19 protein-coding genes and 2 tRNA genes are annotated in these 20,372 nt (G+C 66.9%); 13 read left to right on the top strand and 8 right to left on the bottom strand.

The annotated features are described in order from the left end of the window. Positions 1-11: 11 nt before the first annotated feature. The 6 genes from ABUE11_RS09285 (at position 12) to ABUE11_RS09260 (ending at position 2,565) form a co-directional block, all read left to right on the top strand. Positions 12-86 (top strand) — tRNA-Val (locus tag ABUE11_RS09285). Positions 87-122: 36 nt separating this feature from the next. Further along, positions 123-197, top strand: a tRNA-Val gene (locus ABUE11_RS09280). A 73-nt stretch (positions 198-270) separates the two neighbouring features. Beyond that, positions 271-1,374, top strand: a complete 1,104-nt coding sequence (locus ABUE11_RS09275; RefSeq protein ID WP_367065110.1) for an NAD(P)/FAD-dependent oxidoreductase — start codon at positions 271-273, stop codon at positions 1,372-1,374. Positions 1,375-1,529: 155 nt separating this feature from the next. Continuing rightward, on the top strand, positions 1,530-1,838 hold the full coding sequence (locus tag ABUE11_RS09270; protein WP_367065109.1) for a DUF883 family protein: 309 nt from the start codon (positions 1,530-1,532) through the stop codon (positions 1,836-1,838). Positions 1,839-1,867: 29 nt separating this feature from the next. Then, a complete protein-coding gene (locus tag ABUE11_RS09265) occupies positions 1,868-2,263 on the top strand; it encodes a phage holin family protein (protein ID WP_367068793.1) in 396 nt (131 codons plus the stop codon). Then, positions 2,263-2,565, top strand: a complete 303-nt coding sequence (locus tag ABUE11_RS09260; RefSeq protein ID WP_367065108.1) for a hypothetical protein — start codon at positions 2,263-2,265, stop codon at positions 2,563-2,565. The genes ABUE11_RS09265 and ABUE11_RS09260 overlap by 1 nt, the downstream gene beginning before the upstream one ends. A 76-nt stretch (positions 2,566-2,641) precedes the next feature. Here ABUE11_RS09260 and ABUE11_RS09255 read toward each other — a convergent pair whose 3' ends face one another. After that, complete coding sequence (locus ABUE11_RS09255) at positions 2,642-3,688, bottom strand: quinone-dependent dihydroorotate dehydrogenase (RefSeq protein WP_367065107.1); 1,047 nt, start codon at positions 3,686-3,688, stop codon at positions 2,642-2,644. Between the two features lie 35 nt (positions 3,689-3,723). Here ABUE11_RS09255 and rpiA point away from each other — a divergent pair, with 35 nt between their 5' ends. After that, positions 3,724-4,413 carry a ribose-5-phosphate isomerase RpiA gene (gene rpiA / locus ABUE11_RS09250; RefSeq protein WP_367065106.1) on the top strand — a complete coding sequence of 230 codons (690 nt, stop codon included), beginning with the start codon at positions 3,724-3,726 and terminating at the stop codon, positions 4,411-4,413. A gap of 30 nt (positions 4,414-4,443) precedes the next feature. On the opposite strand, the gene ABUE11_RS09245 is transcribed toward rpiA, so the two are convergent. From ABUE11_RS09245 to ABUE11_RS09225, 5 genes are all read right to left on the bottom strand, one after another. Beyond that, a complete protein-coding gene (locus ABUE11_RS09245; RefSeq protein WP_367065105.1) occupies positions 4,444-5,076 on the bottom strand; it encodes a glutaredoxin family protein in 633 nt (210 codons plus the stop codon). Positions 5,077-5,197: 121 nt separating this feature from the next. Beyond that, positions 5,198-7,228 carry a M3 family metallopeptidase gene (locus ABUE11_RS09240; RefSeq protein ID WP_367065104.1) on the bottom strand — a complete coding sequence of 677 codons (2,031 nt, stop codon included), beginning with the start codon at positions 7,226-7,228 and terminating at the stop codon, positions 5,198-5,200. A 43-nt stretch (positions 7,229-7,271) separates the two neighbouring features. Continuing rightward, a complete protein-coding gene (gene folD / locus ABUE11_RS09235) occupies positions 7,272-8,120 on the bottom strand; it encodes a bifunctional methylenetetrahydrofolate dehydrogenase/methenyltetrahydrofolate cyclohydrolase FolD (RefSeq protein WP_367065103.1) in 849 nt (282 codons plus the stop codon). 82 nt (positions 8,121-8,202) lie between these two features. Next, complete coding sequence (locus ABUE11_RS09230) at positions 8,203-8,829, bottom strand: response regulator transcription factor (RefSeq protein ID WP_367065102.1); 627 nt, start codon at positions 8,827-8,829, stop codon at positions 8,203-8,205. Beyond that, a complete protein-coding gene (locus ABUE11_RS09225; RefSeq protein WP_367065101.1) occupies positions 8,826-11,369 on the bottom strand; it encodes a PAS domain S-box protein in 2,544 nt (847 codons plus the stop codon). Before ABUE11_RS09225 ends, ABUE11_RS09230 begins: the two co-directional genes overlap by 4 nt. A gap of 168 nt (positions 11,370-11,537) precedes the next feature. On the opposite strand from ABUE11_RS09225, the gene aceE reads away from it, so the two are divergent. The 6 genes from aceE (at position 11,538) to ABUE11_RS09195 (ending at position 19,555) form a co-directional block, all read left to right on the top strand. Next, a complete protein-coding gene (gene aceE, locus ABUE11_RS09220; protein ID WP_367065100.1) occupies positions 11,538-14,234 on the top strand; it encodes a pyruvate dehydrogenase (acetyl-transferring), homodimeric type in 2,697 nt (898 codons plus the stop codon). Positions 14,235-14,252: 18 nt separating this feature from the next. Next, positions 14,253-15,923 carry a dihydrolipoyllysine-residue acetyltransferase gene (gene aceF, locus ABUE11_RS09215; protein WP_367065099.1) on the top strand — a complete coding sequence of 557 codons (1,671 nt, stop codon included), beginning with the start codon at positions 14,253-14,255 and terminating at the stop codon, positions 15,921-15,923. 13 nt (positions 15,924-15,936) lie between these two features. Then, entirely contained in the window at positions 15,937-17,763 is a 1,827-nt protein-coding gene (gene lpdA, locus ABUE11_RS09210) for a dihydrolipoyl dehydrogenase (RefSeq protein WP_367065098.1), read from the top strand. A gap of 112 nt (positions 17,764-17,875) precedes the next feature. Further along, positions 17,876-18,163 carry a putative quinol monooxygenase gene (locus ABUE11_RS09205; protein WP_367065097.1) on the top strand — a complete coding sequence of 96 codons (288 nt, stop codon included), beginning with the start codon at positions 17,876-17,878 and terminating at the stop codon, positions 18,161-18,163. 63 nt (positions 18,164-18,226) lie between these two features. Beyond that, positions 18,227-18,505, top strand: coding sequence for a hypothetical protein (locus ABUE11_RS09200; protein WP_367065096.1), 279 nt, complete (start codon positions 18,227-18,229; stop codon positions 18,503-18,505). A 105-nt stretch (positions 18,506-18,610) separates the two neighbouring features. Then, positions 18,611-19,555, top strand: coding sequence for a class I SAM-dependent methyltransferase (locus ABUE11_RS09195; protein WP_367065095.1), 945 nt, complete (start codon positions 18,611-18,613; stop codon positions 19,553-19,555). 80 nt (positions 19,556-19,635) lie between these two features. Here ABUE11_RS09195 and ABUE11_RS09190 read toward each other — a convergent pair whose 3' ends face one another. Both ABUE11_RS09190 and ABUE11_RS09185 read right to left on the bottom strand, forming a co-directional pair. After that, positions 19,636-20,127 carry an EVE domain-containing protein gene (locus ABUE11_RS09190; RefSeq protein ID WP_367065094.1) on the bottom strand — a complete coding sequence of 164 codons (492 nt, stop codon included), beginning with the start codon at positions 20,125-20,127 and terminating at the stop codon, positions 19,636-19,638. Continuing rightward, complete coding sequence (locus ABUE11_RS09185; protein WP_367065093.1) at positions 20,124-20,372, bottom strand: GlsB/YeaQ/YmgE family stress response membrane protein; 249 nt, start codon at positions 20,370-20,372, stop codon at positions 20,124-20,126. The genes ABUE11_RS09190 and ABUE11_RS09185 overlap by 4 nt, the downstream gene beginning before the upstream one ends.

Here is a 20,372-nt window from a genome sequence, read left to right as displayed (position 1 = left end):
ATCGCGGCAACGGGTGATTAGCTCAGCGGTAGAGCACTGCCTTCACACGGCAGGGGTCACATGTTCGATCCATGTATCACCCACCAGTTTTCAAGGCCATGACCGATCAAGGTTGCGGCTTTGGGCGATTAGCTCAGCGGTAGAGCACTGCCTTCACACGGCAGGGGTCACATGTTCGATCCATGTATCGCCCACCAGTCAAAACCCCTTGCGAGGCCTGCCTGCAAGGGGTTTTTTGCGTATGCAGGTACGAAGAGCCGGGGGTGAACCATGGGTGATGTGGTCGATTGCGTCGTTGTCGGCGCCGGTGTGGTGGGGCTGGCCGTGGCGCGTGCTCTGGCGCTCGATGGCCGTGAGGTCCTGGTGCTCGAGGCCGAGGCCGCCATCGGCACGCAGACCAGCTCGCGCAACAGCGAGGTGATCCACGCCGGCATCTATTACCCCCAGGGCTCGCTCAAGGCCCGGCTGTGCGTGCAGGGCAAGCACATGCTGTACGACTACTGCGAGCAGCGCAACCTGCCGTTTCGGCGCTGCGGCAAGCTCATCGTGGCGACGTCGGAGGGGCAGCTCGCGCGCCTCGCGGACATCAGGCGCCATGCGGAGGCCAACGGGGTGGATGACCTTGCCTGGCTCACGCGCGACGAGGCCCGCGCGCTTGAGCCCGAGCTCGAATGCGTGGCCGCGTTGCTGTCGCCCAGCACGGGCATCGTGGACAGCCATGCGCTGATGCTGGCGCTGCTTGGTGACCTCGAGCATGCCGGTGGTCTCCTGGCGCTCAATTCGCCTCTGGCCCGGGCGCAATGCGCGCCTGATGGCATTGAACTTGAGGCACGCGATGGCACACGCATCACGGCCCGTACGGTGGTGAACGCGGCCGGGTTGCATGCGGTCGATCTTGCGCGGGGCTTTGCCGGGCTGGATGCGGCCCACATCCCCCAGGCCGCCTACGCCAAGGGCAACTATTTCACGCTGTCGGGCCGTGCCCCGTTCGAGCATCTGATCTATCCGGTGCCCGAGGCGGCGGGCCTGGGTGTGCACCTGACGCTGGACCTGGGCGGGCAGGCCAAGTTCGGGCCGGACGTGCAATGGGTGGATGGTCCGGACGACCTGGTGGTGGACGCGGGGCGCGCCCAGGCCTTTTACGCCGAGGTGCGCAAGTACTGGCCGGGTCTGCGCGATGGCGCCCTGGCCGCGGGCTATGCCGGCATTCGTCCCAAGATCCACGGCCCGAACGAGCCGGCGGCAGACTTCGTGATCGAAGGTCCGCGCCAGCATGGCGTGGCGGGTCTGGTCAATCTGTTCGGCATCGAGTCACCGGGACTGACGAGTGCACTGGCCATTGGCGCCCATGTGCGGGACATGTTGGCACAGTAAAAGCGGGGCGTGGTGGGTGCGACATGTGTCAAACATTCTGTTTGAGGTCATGTTCTTGATTACAAGTCGCCCGCCTGGGCTAAGATGAAGCGTCCGCCTGCATGACTGCCATGGCTGGCGTCTCGCCGTTGTTTTCTGCTATGAAAGGCTTGTCTATGACCTCCGTATCCGAAACCACCACCGTCACCCAGGGTGAGCTCGAGAAGCTCGTCGGCGATCTGCGCGGCCTGCTCGCCAGTCGCGATCTGGACGGCATTCCCGAAATCAAGCAGCTGCGCCAACGCCTCGACGATGGCATCCAGACCGTGCGCGATGCGACCGTGCGCGCCGCCCAGCAGGCGGCCGACCAGGCGCGCGAGGCCGCCCGTGTGGCGGACCGCTACGCCCACGACGAGCCCTGGCGCGTGGCCAGCGCCGCATTGGCCGTGGGTGCGCTGGTGGGCTTCTTGCTGGCGCGTCGCTGAGTGCCGCGCGTAGTCCATCCATGGCACGTCTGAACTGGACCTCGCTGCTCAACCTGCAGCGCCTGGCCGGGCGCTGGCGTGCCGTCATGGCCGAAGGCAGCATGGCGGTCGAAGACCGCCTGGAGCTGGCGCGCCTGGAATGGGCACAGCACAAGCGCCGCCTTGCGCTGCTGGCGCTGCTGCTGGTGCTGTTCGGGGTGCTGGCCGTGGTGTTTCTGCTGCTGCTGTCGGCGGCCGTGCTGGTGCAGTTCTGGGATACGCCGCAGCGCGCGCTCGTGGCCTGGCTGCTGGCGGGTCTGTGGCTGCTGGCCTGCGCGGGGGTGTTCGCGGCGCTGCTGTCGCTGGCGCGCCAGTCACGCAGTGCCTTTGTGCTGACGCGGCGCGAGCTGGTGCAGGACTGGCGTGCCATCAAGGAGCAACTCTGATGCCTGGCAGTACCCCACGACCGACGCCCGAGCAGCAGCAGGTGCTCGATCGCATCCTGGCCCAGCGCGAGCGCCTGCGCGCGCGCCGCGATGCGCTGCGCCAGGCGCGCGCTGCGGCCATCGCGCAGGGCGTGCGTGTGAACCCCGCGGACCCGCTCCTCACGCGGCTGGCCAGCTTTGCGCGGCTGCACCCGCTGGCCGTTGCCGCCGTGCTGGGCGCCGCGGCCCTGGCCGGCCCCGGCCGCGTGCTGCGCCTGGCGGGCGCGGTGCTGCCCGCCATCCTGCGCATGCGGCGTGGCTGACCCAACGCGCCAGCCACCCAGGCGCCAACGCAGCGCAACAAAAGGGCCGCCTTGCGCGGCCCTTGGTTTTTGCGGCTCAGACCGTGGCCTTGATGGCGCGGGCGGCGCGCCCGACCAGGGCAGGGCCCTCGTAGATCAGGCCGGTGTAGATCTGCACCACGTCGGCGCCCGCGCGGATCTTGCTTACGGCATCCTCGGCGCTCAGGATGCCGCCCACGCCGATGATGGGGAACTGCGGGCCGAGCGCGGCGCGCAGCTGGCGGATCACGGCATTGCTGGCCGCGAGCACCGGCGCGCCGCTCAGGCCGCCGGTCTCGCCCGCGTGGGCCAGGCCCTGGACGGCGTCGCGCGCGATGGTGGTGTTGGTGGCGATCACACCGTCCATGCCGTGGCGCGTGAGGGTGGCGGCAATCACGGCCACCTGCTCCTCGGTCAGGTCGGGCGCGATCTTCACGAAGATGGGCACCCGCCGACCCTGGGCGCTGGCCAGCTGCTCGCGGCGCTCGGCAATCGCCGAGAGCAGTGCATCGAGCGCCTCGTCGCTCTGCAGCGCGCGCAGGTTCTGGGTGTTGGGCGAGCTGATGTTCACCGTCACATAGTCGGCGTGCGGGTACACGCCCTCCAGGCAGGTGAGGTAGTCGCTCGTCGCCTGTTCGATCGGCGTGCTCGCGTTCTTGCCGATGTTCAGGCCCAGCAGCAGCGGCTTGCCCTGGGCGCGCACCCGGGATTTCTGCACGTTGGCGATGAAGGCATCGAGCCCCTCGTTGTTGAAGCCCAGGCGGTTGATGAGCGCGCGCGCCTCGGGCAGGCGGAACATGCGCGGCCTGGGGTTGCCGGGCTGGCCCTTGGGTGTGACGGTGCCCACCTCGACGAAGCCAAAGCCCATGGCGGCCAGCGCGTCGATGCAGCGTGCGTTCTTGTCCAGCCCCGCGGCTAGGCCCACGCGGTTGGGGAACGTGAGGCCCGCGAGCTGCACCGGGTCGCTCACGGTTTCGTTGCACCAGGCCCACTGCAGCGGCGTGCGCTGGCCGCGCGCGAGCATGTCCATGGTCATTTCGTGGGCGGCTTCGGCATCCATGCCGAAGAGCAGGGGGCGGGCGAGTGCGTAGGGAAGTAGCGACATGAGGATAATTGACGGTTTACACGCAATTTTCGCCCATGACAGCTCCTGCATCTCTCTCACAAGACGAACTCAAGACCCTGGTGGGCCGCGCCGCGCTCGACCATGTGGTGGCCGGCGAGGTGGTCGGCGTGGGCACGGGCTCCACGGTGAACAAGTTCATCGACGCCCTGGGCACGGTCAAGGAGCGCATCGCCGGCGCGGTGTCGAGCTCCGAGGCCAGCACGGCGCGCCTGAAGGCGCTGGGCATCCGCGTGCTGGACGCCAACGAGGTGACCTCGCTGTCGGTCTACATCGACGGGGCCGACGAGATCGACGGCCGCGGCTACATGGTCAAGGGCGGTGGCGCGGCGCTCACGCGCGAGAAGATTGTGGCGGCGCTGGCCGAGCGCTTTGTCTGCATCGCCGATGAATCCAAGCTGGTGCAGACGCTGGGCGCCTTCCCGCTGCCGGTGGAGGTGATCCCCATGGCCGCGGCACAGATTGCGCGCCGCTTTGGCGCCATGGGCGGGCAGGCCACGCTGCGCCTCAAGGACGGCCAGCCGCTCGTGACCGACAACGGCCAGCACATCCTGGACGTGCGCGGCCTGTCGATTGCCGATCCGCTGGCCTTCGAGAGCGAGGTGAACCAGTGGCCCGGCGTGGTCACCGTGGGCGTGTTCGCGCACCAGAAGGCCCGCGTGTGCCTGCTGGGCACGGCGCAGGGCGTGCGCACGCTGACGTTCTGAATCTTCGTATCGGGGCGACGCCGCCGGGTGTCAGAAGATGATGCCGGCGGGGTTGCTCGGCGTGCGGCCATTGGCGGCTGGGGCAGGGCGCGCCGCGGGTGCGGGGGCCTCGTCAGCCGACGCTGCGGCTGGCTGGACCGCCACCGCGACCAGCGGCGTCGCCGCCGGGCGACGGTAGCCGGGGGGCAGCTGTGACTGTGCGGGATAGCCGGCCGCGTTCAGGTACTGGGTCCATTCGCTGTCGGAAAAGCCCTTGAGCTGCTGCCCGCCTATGGTGCCGAAGGGCAGGCTGGATTCGCCGCTGAGGCGCTTGAGCGCGTCGATGTCCTCGTTGGTCGTGACCGTGCGCTCGACAAACGGTATGCCGCGCTGGATCAGCAGATTGCGCGCGCTGTTGCAGGGGGCGCAGTCGCTGCCGGTGTAGAGCGTGACGGGAAAGCGCGCCGCCGTCTGGCGCAGCTGGTAGGGCAGGGCGTCATTGGCCGAAGCGGCGGTGCGGGCGCCGCTGCTGCTCTGGGTCACTTCGGCGGCGCCCGTCGGCGGGCGATCGGAGAAGGTGACCTTGCCGTCCGGCCCGACGATGCGGTAGACCTGCTGGGCCTGGGCGGTCAGGGCCAGCAAGGCCACGGTGGCGGCACTGGCGATGAGGCGGATGCGTGTCATGCGGAAACTCCCTCGGCGGTTGGCTCTTCAAAAATAGTAGCTGTTCGCGCCCTGTTGGCAATGGTTTCAATCAATAAAACCATCAAAACCGTTGCATGACAGGCGTCGACAGCTATTGTTTTTATGACATACCCTGGTGGCGCAGCAGCGCATCGAGCTCGGGCTCGCGGCCGCGGAAGGCCTTGAAGGACTCCATGGCGGGGCGGCTGCCGCCGACTTCCAGGATGTTCTGGCGGTAGCGCCGGCCGGTCTCCAGGCTGGGCATGCCGTCCGCGTCCATGGTCTCCTCGAAGGCCGCATAGGCGTCGGCCGACAGCACTTCGGCCCATTTGTAGCTGTAGTAGCCCGCGGCGTAGCCGCCCGCGAAGATGTGGCTGAAGCTGTGGGGCATGCGGTTGAACGGGGGCTGGGCGAGCACGGCCACTTCCTCGCGCACGCGTGCGAGCAGGGGCAGCGGGCTGTCCTTGGGGTCATGCTCGGTGTGCAGCAGCATGTCGAACAGCGCAAACTCGATCTGGCGCAGCGTCTGCATGCCGGCCTGGAAATTCCTGGCCGCGATCATCTTGTCATAGAGCGCGCGCGGCAGGGGCTCGCCCGTATCCACATGGGCGGTCATGTGGCGCAGCACCTCCCACTCCCAGCAGAAGTTCTCCATGAACTGGCTGGGCAGCTCCACGGCGTCCCATTCCACGCCGCTGATGCCCGACACGTCGTGCTCGTTCACCTGGGTGAGCATGTGGTGCAGGCCGTGGCCGAATTCGTGGAACAGCGTGATCACGTCGTCGTGCGTGAGCAGTGCGGGCTTGCCATCGACGCCCGCGGCGAAGTTGCACACCAGGTAGGCCACGGGCGTCTGCAGCAGGCCGTTGTCGGGGCGCAGCCAGCGTGCGCGCGCGTCGTCCATCCAGGCGCCGCCGCGCTTGCCGGCGCGCGCCGGCTTGTCCAGGTAGAACTGACCTACCAGTTGCCCGGCGCGTTCGATGCGGTAGAACTCCACGGCGTCGTTCCACACGGGCGCCTGGTCGCGGCGGATGGAGACCTCGAACAATGTCTCGACGATCTTGAACAGGCCCGCGAGCACCTTGGGCGCTGGGAAGTATTGCTTGAGCTCCTGCTCGCTGAATGCGTAGCGCGCCTCCTTGAGCTGCTCGGAGATATAGGGCCAGTCCCAGGCCTGCGGGTCGGTCAGGCCAAGCCGCTCGGCGGCGAAGGCGCGCAGGTCGGCGACGTCCTTCTTCGCGTAGGGGCGGGCGCGTGCGGCCAGGTCGCGCAGGAAATGCGTGACCTGCTCGGGCGTGTGCGCCATCTTGGGAACGAGCGAGACTTGGCCGAAGTTGTCGTAGCCCAGGAGCCGCGCCTCCTCCTGGCGCAGCGCCAGGATCTCGGCCATCACGGCGCTGTTGTCGAACCGCGTGGCGTCGCCCGCGGCCTGGTCGGAGGCGCGCGTGACGTAGGCGCGGTAGAGCGTCTCGCGCAGCGCGCTGCTTTTGGCGAACTGCATCACGGGCAGGTAGCAGGGCATCTTGAGCGTGAGCCTGTAGCCCGGCTTGCCCTCGGCCTCGGCCGCGGCGCGGGCCGTCTGAATGACGTCGGCGGGCAGGCCTTCGAGATCGCTCTCGCTCGCGTAATGGGCGTAGGCGTCGGTCGCGTCGAGCACGTTCTCGCTGAACTTCTGCTGCAGTTCGGCCAGCCGCTCCTGGATGGCGGCAAAACGCTCGCGCGCGGCGCCCTGCAGCTCGGCGCCCGAGAGCACGAAGTTGCGCAGCGCGTTGCCGTGCGCCTGGCGCTGCTCGGCGTTGAGCGTCGCCGGGTCGATGGCCTTGTACTTGGCGTAGAGCCGCTCGTCGGCGCCCAGGCGCGTCCAGAACGCGGTCACGCGCGGCAGCGCGGCGTTGTAGGCGGCGCGCAGCTCGGGCGTGTCGGCCACGCTGCTCAGGTGGCCCACCACACCGAAGGCGCGGCCGAGTTCCTCCGTGGCCACGTCGAGCACGCGGGCTATTGCGCCCCAGTCGGCGGGAAAGTCGGGCGCGGTCACGGTCTGCAGCGCCGCGTCGGCGCGCTCGAGCAGTTGGTCCACGGCCGGCGCGACGTCGGCCGGGGTGATGCGATCGAAGGGGATGTGGCCTGAGAAGTCGAGCAGGGGATTGGTCATGCGCGTTTAGATGGCGTTGCCGCGTGGCGGTTCAAGGGAATGCTTACAGCCGCTCGGCCGCTTCCAGCGTGTTGACCAGCAGCATGGTGATGGTCATGGGGCCCACGCCGCCGGGCACGGGCGTGATGTGGCCTGCCACTTTCTTCACGCCGTCGAAGTCCACGTCGCCGCAGAGCTTGCCCTCGTCGTTGCGGTTCATGCCCACGTCGATGACCACGGCGCCGGGTTTGACCATATCGGCCGTGAGCACGTTGCGCTTGCCGACTGCGGCCACCACGATGTCGGCCTGGCGCGTCATGGCGGCCAGGTCGGCCGTGCCGCTGTGGCACACGGTGACGGTGGCGTTGGCGGCGAGCAGCATCATGGCCATGGGCTTGCCGACGATGTTGCTGCGGCCGATCACCACGGCATGCTTGCCGCGCAGGTCGGCCATGCCGATGGATTCGAGCATCTTCATGCAGCCATAGGGCGTGCAGGCCTTGAAGCCGACCTCGCCCACCATGAGCGCGCCGGCGCTGGCCACATGGAACCCGTCCACGTCCTTGGCGGGCGAGATGGCTTCGATGACCTTGTGGTCGTCGATGTGCTTGGGCAATGGCAGCTGCACCAGGATGCCGTGGATGCTGGGGTCGTTGTTCAGCGCCTCGACGCGTGCGAGCAGCTCGGCCTCGGTCATGCTGGCGTCGTATTTTTCGAGCACGGAGTGAAAACCCACGTCCTCGCAGGCCTTGACCTTGTTGCGCACGTAGACCTGGCTTGCGGGGTTGTCGCCGACGAGCACCACGGCCAGGCCTGGGGTGATGCCGCGGGCCTTCAGGGCCTGGGTGCGCTCGGCAACCTGGGTGCGCAGCTGGCGCGAGAGGGCGTTGCCGTCAATCAGTTGGGCGGTCATGTGAGGAATCCGTGAGATACAAATTAAAAAGCTGCCTAGCGCTTGTGTGGTATGCGCTGGCAGCTATGTAAGTGATAGTGATTTATGCCTTGGCAGTCTGCTGCCCCAGGGCAATCTTGAGCAGGTCCGCCACGGTGTTGGCGTTGAGCTTTTCCATGATGTTGGCGCGGTGCGCCTCCACGGTCTTGATGCTGATGCCAAGGTCGTCGGCGATCTGCTTGTTCAAACGGCCGGCGACGATGCGCTCCAAGACCTGCGCCTCGCGGCCCGTGAGCTTGGACAGCAGGGCGTCGCGGCTGGCGGCCTGCTGGTGGCCGGCAAAGGCCTCGCGCGCGTGGTCCAGCATGCGCTCGACCAGGCCGAGCAGTTCCTGCTCGTCAAAGGGCTTCTGGATGAAGTCCAGTGCACCCTTCTTCATGGTGTTCACAGCCATGGGCACATCGCCATGGCCGGTGATGAACACGATGGGCAGGGGCGACTTGCGCTCGACCAGACGGTCCTGCAGTTCCAGCCCGGTCATGCCGCCCATGCGGATGTCCACGATCAGGCAGGCCACCTCGCGCGGGTCATAGCGTGTGAGGAAGGACTCTGCCGAATCAAAACAGCGAACGCGGTAATCCTTGCCTTCGAGCAGCCACTGAAGCGAGTCGCGCACGGCCTCGTCGTCATCGACCACATAGACGGTGCCTTTTTTCGGAATCAAACTCATGCAATAGTCCCAGGGGTTGGTGATGCTGCGGAATTGATAGTGGCCTCGGCCGTGTTGGCAAGCGGCAACCAGAAGGAGAACCTGCAACCGATGACCTCTGCGGCATTGTAGAGGTTCTCGGCATGCATCCTGCCGTGGTGCGATTCGACAATGCTGCGGCACAGATTCAGGCCGATTCCCATGCCCTCGTTCTTGGTCGAGAAGAAGGCCTCGAACAGATGCGCGAGCACCTCGGGCGCCAGGCCCCGGCCCGTGTCCTGCACGGTGAACTCGATGACGTCGTTGCCCTCCACCTGGCGCGGCACCACGCGCAGTTCCACGGCGCGCAGCGCCGGCGGGCGCTGTGCCTGGGCAATGGATTCGGCGCCGTTCTTCATCAGGTTGATGAGCACCTGCTCGATCAGAATGGTGTCGGCCATGACGGGCGGCAGGCGCGCCGCCACATAGTGGGTCAGGCGCACGTTGTGGCGGCGCAGTTCGATCTCGGCGAGCTCGAGCGCCTCGCCCACCATCTGGTGCACGTCGGCCAGCGTGCGGTTGGGCTCGCTCTTCTTCACGAAGGCGCGGATGCGCTGGATGATCTGGCCCGCGCGCTGCGCCTGGTGCGCGGTCTTCTCCAGGGCCGACAGCAGCGCCTCCTCCGAGAGCTGGCCGCCCTTGATGCGCGAGACCATGCCACTGCAGTAGTTGCTGATCGCGGTCAGCGGCTGGTTCAGTTCGTGTGCGACGCTCGAGGCCATCTCGCCCATGGTGATGAGCCGGCTCACCGACTGCGCCCGTTCGGCCTGGCGCGCGGCCTGTTCCTCGGCCATGCGGCGCGGCGTGATGTCGGTGGCAATCACCATCTGCGCGATGCGCCCGTCGACCCAGTTGAGGTAGCGCGAGCGCACCTCCAGCCACTTGCCCAGGTCGGGGCGGTAGATCTCGGCGTTCTCCGAGCGGGTGCGCGTCAGCGGATCGAGCGGAAGGTCCATGAGCTCGTCGCCATCGCCCACGGCGCCGGCCCTGGACTGCTGCGGTACGCCGGCCTGGGCCACCATGTCCAGATGGCCCGTAGTCTGCGAGCCAAACCACTGGCGGTACAGGCGGTTGGCGTAGAGCAGCTCCTGGCTGCCCAGCGGCGCGACGGAGACCGACGCGTCCAGCGCCTCCATGACGATGGTGAAGCGCTCGTGCGATGCCGTGAGCTGCTCGCGCACACGGTTGGGCTCGGTGATGTCGGTCATCGACGTCATCCAGCCCGTCTGCTCGCCGCTGGCATCGACCAGTGGCGAGACATACAGGCGCGCATCGAACAGCGCCCCGTTCTTGCGCCGCACCCGCACCTGAAAGCCGCCGGGCACGCTCTTGCCCGACAGCTCCTCGCGCAGATTGGCGTGCAGCTTTTCGTATTCGCCCTCGGGCCAGTAGCTGTAGGGCGGGGTCTGGCCGACGAGTTCGGCCTCGGTCCAGCCCGTCATCTGGCAGAACGCGGCATTCACATAGGTGATGCGGCCCTGAAGGTCGAGCGCACGCATGCCGGTGAGGACGGAGTTCTCCATGGCGCGGCGGAAGTTGGTCTCCGCCACCAGCGCACGCTGGGCCTGCTGGCGCCTGCGCGTGTGGCGCCAGGTGGCGATCAAGAGCCAGGAGGTCATCACGCTCAGCGTGCCCACGAGCCAGAACAGGCCGCTGCCCACCACGCCCAGCGACGTGCGATAGGCCTGCACGCGCAGCACCAGCCCGCCGCCGACCGGCGATACGGGAATGGCGTAGGCATTGGCCTTGGTCGTCCATGGCAGCAGGCCGCTGTGCCGTGGCGCCAGGGGCGTGCCGGCGAGCACATGGCCCTTTCCATCCACGAGCGTGACCGCGTAGCGCGCGAGTACCTCGATGGGCGTGCCGTAGCGCAGCAGATGGTCGACGGAGTATTCGGCCAGCACCACGCCGCCGAACCTGCCCTGTGGCGTGAGTGGCACCTGCAGCTGCAGCAGCGGCGTGGCCTCACCGGCGTTGACCGCGGGCAGCGAATACACGGGCTGCTGCAGCTGGCGCGCGAGCCGGAACAGGTCTGCCGTCTCGCCCGACCTGAGCACCTCGCCGTTGATGCGCAGCTGGCCGCTGGTGAGGGTGGGCGCGGACTGGGTCGCGCGAATGCTGCGGTGTTCGTCAATCCAGGTGATGGACTGCAACTCGGGATACTGGCTGATCAGCGCGTCGGCGCGGCTGATGAAGTCGGTGCGCTCGAGCTCTTCGTTGGAGAGGTCGCGCGCAATGCGCATGATCTGTTCCTGGCGCTCGAGCAGGCGCAGGCGCACGCGCTGCTGCGCATATTCGGCGTCGCGCTTGAGGGCCTCCTTCTCGCGCTCGATTTCCTCGGAGCGCAAGTACCAGAACGACGCAATGATGGCCGCCAGGAACATCAGCACCGAGGCCAGCGGGGCGAGGGCGGCAAAACGATCCTGCCGGCCGGGCGAGAGGCTGCGCCACCATGAACGCCACCAACGTGCCGGTGTTTTCACGGCGGACACGGCGGCGGAAGGAGCTGGGGATGGGGCCATGGGCGAAGTTTAAGCCTGCGCCAGAGCGCATCCGGGGCCATCACAGAATGTGCGACCGCAGCAAAATTTCATAATAAAAAATTGATGTCCGTAATTTGAAAAATTGCAAAACTGTGCGAAACTTGCACCATATCCCCCCATTGCCATGATTTCCAAAGGAGACAGCGTATGTCCGATCTGAGCAAAGTCCTGACCGCAGTAGACGCCGACCAGGAAGAAACCCGAGAATGGCTGGAGGCGTTGTCCGCCGTCATCGAGAAGGAGGGGCCCGAGCGTGCGCACTTCCTGCTCGAGCAACTGCTGGAACAGGCGCGCCAGAGCAGCATCGACCTGCCGTTCTCGGCCAATACCGGCTATGTGAACACCATCGAGCCCGAGCAGGAGGCACGCTGCCCCGGCAACATCGCGATCGAAAAGCGCCTGCGCGCCTACATGCGCTGGAACGCCATGGCCATGGTGGTGCGCGCCAACCGCCTGCATCCCGAGGACGGCGGTGACCTGGGCGGGCATATCGGCTCCTTCGCGTCGCTGGCGTCCATGTGGGGCGCCGGCTTCAACCATTTCTGGCACGCCGAGAGCGAGAACCACGGCGGCGACTGCATCTACTTCCAGGGCCACAGCGCGCCCGGCATTTACGCCCGCGCCTTCCTGGAAGGGCGCATCAGCGAGGAGCAGCTCGAGAACTTCCGCCAGGAAGTCGGCGGCAACGGCCTGTCGAGCTATCCCCACCCCAAGCTCATGCCGGGCTTTTGGCAATTCCCGACGGTGTCCATGGGCCTGGGCCCGATGATGGCCATCTACCAGGCGCGCTTCCTCAAGTACCTGCACGCGCGCGGCATTGCCAAGACCGACAACCGCCGCGTCTGGGTGTTCCTCGGTGACGGCGAGATGGACGAGCCCGAGAGCAAGGGCGCCATCAGCCTGGCCGCGCGCGAAAACCTGGACAACCTCATCTTCGTCATCAACTGCAACCTCCAGCGCCTCGATGGCCCGGTGCGCGGCAACGGCAAGATCATTCAGGAGCTCGAAGGCGACTTCCGTGGTGCCGGCTGGCATGTCATCAAGCTGCTCTGGGGCAAGGGCTGGGACGACCTGCTCGCACGCGACAAGAGCGGCAAGCTCAAGCAGGTCATGATGGAGACGCTGGATGGCGACTACCAGACCTATCGCGCCATGGATGGCGCCTACATCCGCAAGCATTTCTTCGGCAAGTACCCCGAGACGCTCAAGCTCGTCGAGCATCTTTCGGACGACGAGATCTGGGAGCTGCGCCGCGGCGGTCACGAGCCCGAGAAGGTCTACGCGGCCTTCCACGCGGCCAATGAACACAAGGGCCAGCCCACGGTGCTCCTGGTCAAGACCGTCAAGGGCTACGGCATGGGCAAGGCCGGCGAGGCCAAGAACACCGTGCACCAGACCAAGAAGCTCGATGACGAGGACATCCGCTACATCCGCGACCGCTTCAACATCCCGATTCCCGACAGCGAGCTCGACAAGCTGCCCTACTACAAGCCGGCCGACGACACGCCGGAGATGAAATATCTGCACGAGCGCCGCAAGGCCCTGGGCGGCTATCTGCCGCACCGCCGCACGCATGCGGACGAGAGCTTCACGGTGCCCGCGCTCGAGACCTTCAAGGCGATTCTGGAGCCCACGGCCGAGGGCCGCGAGATCTCCACCACCCAGGCCTATGTGCGCTTCCTCACGCAGCTCTTGCGCGACAAGGCGCTCGGCCCGCGCGTCGTGCCCATCCTCGTCGATGAGGCGCGCACCTTCGGCATGGAGGGGCTGTTCCGTCAGATCGGCATCTACAACCCCCTGGGCCAGCAGTACACGCCGGTCGACCGCGACCAGGTCATGTACTACAAGGAGCAGGAGAACGGCCAGATCCTGCAGGAAGGCATCAACGAGGCGGGCGGCATGTGCTCGTGGATCGCGGCGGCCACGTCGTATTCGACGAACAACCGCATCATGATCCCGTTCTTCGTCTACTACTCGATGTTCGGCTTCCAGCGCTTTGGCGACTTCGCCTGGGCCGCCGGCGACATGCAGGCGCGCGGCTTCATCCTCGGCGGCACCAGCGGGCGCACCACCCTGAACGGCGAGGGCCTGCAGCACGAGGACGGCCACAGCCACATCCTCTCGGCCACGATTCCCAACTGCGTGAGCTACGACCCGACCTTCGCGCACGAAGTGGCGGTGATCATGCACCGGGGCCTCAAGCGCATGGTGGAGAAGCAGGAAAACGTCTTCTACTACATCACGCTGCTGAACGAGAACTACGCCATGCCGGGCCTGGCCGCAGGCACCGAGGAGCAGATCCTCAAGGGCATGTACCAGTGCAAGGCCGGTGCGCCGGGCGAGCTGCGCGTGCAGCTGCTGGGCTCGGGCTCCATCCTGCGCGAGTCGCTCGAGGCGCAGAAGCTGCTCGCCGCCGACTGGGGCGTGCAGGCCGATGTGTGGAGCTGCACCAGCTTCACCGAGCTCGCCCGCGAAGGCCAGGACACGGCGCGCTGGAACCTGCTGCACCCGCTGGAGCAACCACGCCAGTCCTTCGTGGCGCAGCAGCTTGCGGGCAGCACCGGGCCCGTGATCGCGTCCACCGACTACATGAAGGCCTTTGCCGAGCAGATCCGCGCCTTCATCCCGGCCGGCCGCTCCTACACGGTGCTGGGCACGGACGGCTTTGGCCGCAGCGATTTCCGCTACCGCCTGCGCGAGCATTTCGAGGTCAACCGCCACTACATCACCGTCGCCGCGCTCAAGAGCCTGGCCGACGAGGGCAAGCTGCCCGCCGCCAAGGTGGCCGAGGCCATCACCAAGTACGGCATCAACGCCGAGAAGATCAACCCGCTGCACGCCTGAGGACCAGGGAGAGACACCATGGCATTGATTCAAATCCAGGTACCCGATATCGGGGACTTCGACGAAGTGGGCGTGATCGAACTGCTGGTCAAGCCCGGCGATACCGTCGCGGTCGAGCAATCCTTGATCACCGTCGAGTCCGACAAGGCCTCGATGGAGATCCCCTCCAGCCATGCCGGCGTGGTCAAGTCGCTCGCCGTGAAGCTGGGCGACAAGGTCAAGCAGGGCACTGTGATCTGCGAACTCGAAACCGCGGATGCGGGTGGTGAAGTGCAAAAACCGGCCGCAGCGCCCGCTGCACAAGCGCCGGCAGCTTCTGAAAATGTAGCATCTGCGCCCGTTGCCGCACCGGCTGCTGCACCTGCCCCGACCGGCAGCATCGAGGTGCGCCTGCCCGACATCGGCGACTTCAAGGACGTGGCCGTCATCGAGCTGCTCGCCAAGGTGGGCGACAGCATCCGCGTCGAGCAGTCGCTGTTCACCGTCGAGTCCGACAAGGCCTCGATGGAGATCCCGTCCCCCGTGGCCGGTGTGCTCAAGGAGCTCAAGGTCCAGCTGGGTGACAAGGTCAACATCGGCGACCTGGTGGCCGTGATCGAGGGCAGTGCGCCTGCCTCCGCGCCCGCACCGGCGCCGGCACCTGCTGCAGCGCCCGCCGCCGCTCCCGTGGCCGCCACTCCCGCGACCGCGGCTCCCGTGGCCGCAGCGCCTGTGCAGGGCGCCCCGGCCCACAACCCCACGGTCGCCCCCACGGGCCAGCTGCCGCACGCCAGCCCCAGCGTGCGCAAGTTTGCGCGCGAGCTCGGCGTGCCGCTGGCCGAGGTCAAGGGCACGGGTGCCAAGGGCCGCATCACGGCCGAGGACGTGCAGGCCTTCACCCGCGCCGTGATGGCCGGCACGGCCCAGACCCAGGCCCAGGCCGCCAAGGCGCCGGCCGGTGGCGGCACGGGTGTGGGGCTGGACCTGCTGCCCTGGCCCAAGGTGGACTTCGCCAAGTTCGGTGCGGTGGAGCGCAAGGACCTCAGCCGCATCAAGAAGATCAGCGGCGCCAACCTGCACCGCAACTGGGTGATGATTCCCCACGTCACCAACAACGACGAGGCCGACATCACCGAGCTGGAAGCCTTCCGTGTGCAGACCAACAAGGAGAACGAGAAGAGCGGCGTGAAGGTGACCATGCTGGCCTTCGTCATCAAGGCCGTGGTGGCGGCTCTGAAGAAGTTCCCCGAGTTCAATGCCAGCCTGGACGGCGATGCGCTGGTCTACAAGCAGTACTTCCACATCGGGTTTGCGGCCGACACGCCCAATGGCCTGGTGGTGCCGGTGCTCAAGGACGCCGACAAGAAGGGCATCCTGCAAATCAGCGCCGAGATGAGCGAGCTCGCCAAAAAGGCGCGCGACGGCAAGCTGGGCGCAGCCGACATGCAGGGCGGATGCTTCTCCATCAGCTCGCTGGGCGGCATTGGCGGCACGCATTTCACGCCCATCATCAACGCGCCCGAGGTGGCCATCCTGGGTCTGTCCAAGAGCGCGATGAAGCCCGTGTGGGATGGCAAACAGTTCGTGCCACGCCTGACGCTGCCGTTGTCGCTGTCGTATGACCACCGCGTCATCGACGGAGCCGCTGCCGCACGTTTCAACGCCTATCTGGGCCAAGTGCTGGCGGACTACCGCCGCATCCTGCTGTAAAGGAGAAACCGCTATGGCAGTGATAGACATCAAGGTACCCGACATCGGCGACTTCGCCGAGGTCGGCGTGATCGAAGTGCTGGTGCAGCCCGGCGACCGCATCGCCGTGGAGCAAAGCCTCATCACCGTGGAGTCCGACAAGGCATCGATGGAAATTCCGTCGAGCCACGCCGGCGTGGTCAAGGAGCTCAAGGTCAAGCTCGGCGACAAGGTGAGCGAGGGCTCCGTGGTGCTGACGCTGGAGACCGCAGACGCCGCTTCCGCTCCGGCTGCGGCATCCGAGGCAAAACCGGCTCCAACGCCCGCCGCACAAGCGCCGGCAGCTCCTGTTCCGATAGCAAGCAGCTTTGCCGGCACGGCCGATCTGGACTGCGACGTGCTCGTCCTGGGCGGCGGCCCCGGCGGCTACTCGGCGGCCTTTCGCGCGGCCGACCTGGGCCTGAAGGTGGTACTGGTCGAGCGCTACGCCACGCTCGGCGGCGTGTGCCTCAACGTAGGCTGCATCCCCTCCAAGGCGCTCTTGCACGTCGCCGCCGTGGTCGATGAGGTCAAACACCTCGAGGCCGCGGGCGTGAGCTTCGGTGCGCCCCAGGTCAACGTGGACACCCTGCGCGGCCACAAGGAAAAGGTCATCGCCAAGCTGACCGGCGGCCTGGCCGCCATGGCCAAGATGCGCAAGGTGACCGTGGTGCGCGGCTACGGCAGCTTCGTGGGCAGCAACCACCTGGAGGTGGAGGAAACCACGGGCAGCGGCCAGGACAAGACCGGCGGCAAAAAGGTCGTCGCTTTCCAGCGCGCCATCATCGCCGCGGGCAGCCAGGCCGTGCGCCTGCCCTTCATGCCCGACGACCCGCGCGTGGTGGACAGCACGGGCGCGCTGGCCCTCGCGGGTGTTCCGAAGCGCATGCTGATCCTGGGCGGCGGCATCATCGGCCTGGAGATGGGCACGGTGTATTCCACGCTGGGCGCGCGCCTGGACGTGGTCGAAATGCTCGACGGCCTGATGCAGGGCGCGGACCGCGACCTCGTCAAGGTCTGGCAGAAGATGAACGCGCACCGCTTCGACCACATCATGCTCAAGACCAAGACCGTCGCCGCCGAGGCCACGCCCGAGGGCATCAAGGTCACGTTCGCGCCAGCCGAGGAGGGCGGCACGGCCCCCGAGCCGCAGACCTACGACCTGGTGCTGCAGGCCGTGGGCCGCAGCCCCAACGGCAAGAAGATAGGCGCGGACAAGGCCGGCGTGGCCGTGACGGACCGCGGCTTCATCAACGTCGACATCCAGATGCGCACCAACGTGCCGCACATCTTCGCCATCGGCGACATCGTCGGCCAGCCCATGCTGGCGCACAAGGCGGTGCACGAGGCGCATGTGGCGGCCGAGGTCATCGCCGGTGAACTCAAGGGAGACAAGGCCCTGGCGGCGAGCGCCTTCAACGCCCGCGTGATCCCGAGCGTGGCCTACACCGACCCCGAGGTCGCCTGGGTGGGCCTGACCGAGGACCAGGCCAAGGCCCAGGGCATCAAGGTGAAGAAGGGCCTGTTCCCCTGGACCGCCTCGGGCCGCGCCATTGCCAACGGCCGCGACGAGGGCTACACCAAGCTGCTGTTTGACGACAGCCCCGAGGCGCACGGCCACGGCAAGATCCTGGGCGGCGGCATCGTGGGCACGCACGCGGGCGACATGATCGGCGAGATTGCCCTGGCCATCGAGATGGGCGCCGACGCCGTGGACATCGGCAAGACCATCCACCCGCACCCGACGCTGGGCGAGAGCATTGGCATGGCCGCCGAGATCGCCCACGGCAGCTGCACGGACGTGCCGCCGCAGCGCAAGTAAACTACATTTACTGTAGCTGGCCGCGCAGTGCTGAAAGGGCTGCGCGGCCTTTTTTGCAATAACCCCCTGGGTTTGCCTTGACCCGTGAAAGGTCGCCATGTCCCATCAGCCCATGTCCACGCCCGTCTGCAAACTGGTGCGCATCAAGGCCCAACCCGGGCTCGCTGATCGGCTGCATCAAGCGTTGATGGTGCTGGAGACGGCGACCCGGCGCGAGGTCGGGTGCGTCGAATTCGCCTTCTTTCGGGCGCTTTCCGACCAGGAGTCCTTCGTGCTGCTGGAGCATTTCGTCGACGAGGCGGCGCTGGCGTTCCACATGGCGCAGCCCCACACGCGTGAATTCTTCGCGGCACAGCTCGTGGCCTCGGTCAAGGCCATTGATGTGTCTGCCGTGACGTGATGAGGGCGTGTCGCAGGACTATGGTCTGAGAAGGGCTGGAACGGGAGTTCCACGGGGTGATCCATGCTGAGTGCCCACCATGTCAACGTCTACCTGGCTTTCGGCGGGGATATCGACGGCTGGGTGCGCGCCGGCGGCGGGCGTGGCATGACCGATGTGCATTGGGCGCTGATTGAAGACCTGCGCCTGGCATTGAGGGCCTGTGCAAAGGGGTGGGCCACCGAGGACTTTGTCGCTCGGACGCATGCACTGCTCATGGAAAATACGAGCGATGAAGAAGTACGCAACATGCTCAGGGCGCTGGCCATCGACACGGACGGCCCGCCCGCGGGTGATGTCTGATGGTGGTGCCCTTGCCCCCTGTGCGTCGACCGGTGTCATGACCGGTTTTGCTGCGGCCGCCGGGGATTGCTCCGTCAGTCAGTCCCACGCCTCGGTCGATTGAGCATGCAGGCCCTGCTGGACGCCATTGCCGCCATGCCCGCACCCGTGGATGCCTGTCGCATCTTCCACGGCCGGGGCGGGCGCTTTCCCGGTTGCGAGCAGTGGACGCTGGACGTCTACCCACCCGTGTTCGTGCTGACCAGCTTTGCGCCTGCAGATGAGGCGCAGTTGGCGGCGGTCGATGCGGCGCTGACGGTGCGCTGGAAGCAGATCGCGCCGGGTGAGCCGCTCAACTGGGTATTCCAGCACCGCGGCGAGGCGCTGCGCCTGGAGGGTCGCAGCGACACGCGCCTGATGGCGGGGCAGGTGCCCGATCCGCATGTCGTCACCGAGGATGGCGCACGCTTTCGCGTACATGTGCTCAAGGGGCAGAACCATGGCCTGTTTCTGGACATGGCCGAAGGCCGGCGCTGGGTGCGCGAGTTCGCCGCGGCCTTTCGGTTGCGCGAAGGGCGGGGCGCCCGGGTGCTGAACCTGTTTGCCTACACCTGCGCGTTCTCGGTGGCGGCGCTGCGGGGCGGGGCGGCACAGGTGGTCAATGTGGACATGGGGCGCGGCGCCATCGCCACGGGGCAGCAGAACCACCGGCTCAACGGCCTGGAGTCGGGCGCGAGCTTTCTGGCGCACGACATCTTCGCCTCCTGGGGCAAGATCACACGCGGCGGGCCGTACGACCTGGTGATTGCCGACCCGCCGAGCTACCAGAAGGGCAGCTTTGTCGCCACCAAGGACTATGCGCGGGTGCTGCGCCGCCTGCCCGATCTGCTGGCGCCAGGGGGCCACGCGCTGCTGTGCCTGAACGCGCCCGAACTGGACACGGCCTTCTTGCGCGGCCAGGTGCAGGCACAGGCGCCTTCGCTGGTCTTTGCGGGGCGGGTGCCCAATCCGGCGGTGTTTGCCGATGTGGATGATGAAAGAGCGCTCAAGGTGCTGGTGTTCCGGGCCTGAGAGCCGCCATGCGCGGGGCGCAGGAGTTAAGTGAAAACCGGCCTTGACCCTTGGTGGTCAAGCGTCAGCAGCTATATTGTTCATAGCTTCATGCCCAGACAATCACGCAGCACGCAGTCCCATTCCTGGGGTTCGACGGGGGTGATCGACAGGCGGTTGCCACGCTGCAGCACGCGCATGGCGGCCAGGGCCGGATGCGCGCGCAGCTCAGAGAGGCCGACCAGACGCGTCTTGCGGATGGCCTGCACGTCCAGCAGCAGCCAGCGCGGCTTGTCGGGATTGGCCTTGGGATCGTGGTAGGGCGATGCGGGGTCGAACTGCGTCGGATCCGCCCGCACGCCCGAGGCCACGCGTGCAATGCCGGCGATGCCGGGCTGGGCGCAGCTCGAGTGGTAGAACAGCACGCCGTCGCCCACGCGCATCTCGTCGCGCATGAAGTTGCGCGCCTGGTAATTGCGCACGCCGGTCCAGGCCACCGTGGCGTTCGGTGCTGCCAATGCATCGTCGATCGAGCATTCCTCGGGCTCGGACTTCATCAGCCAGTAGCGAGCCGGTCGTTCGGACACCGTCATGCCTTGCGCCGCAACATGCCCCAGAGCACCAGCAGCACGATGGCGCCGATGACCGATGCGATCCAGCCGGCGGTATCACCCGCGCGGTACCAATCCATGGCGATGCCCACATAGGTGGCGATGAAGGATCCCGCTATGCCGAGCAGCGTGGTCATGATCCAGCCGAGCTTGTCGTCGCCTGGTTTGATGGCGCGGGCCAGCAGTCCGATCACGAATCCGATCACGATGGTGCCAAGGATGCTCAT

The organism is Oryzisolibacter sp. LB2S, assembly GCF_040732315.1.
GTDB lineage: Bacteria > Pseudomonadota > Gammaproteobacteria > Burkholderiales > Burkholderiaceae_C > Alicycliphilus > Alicycliphilus soli.
This window is presented reverse-complemented; position numbering and strand designations above follow the sequence as displayed.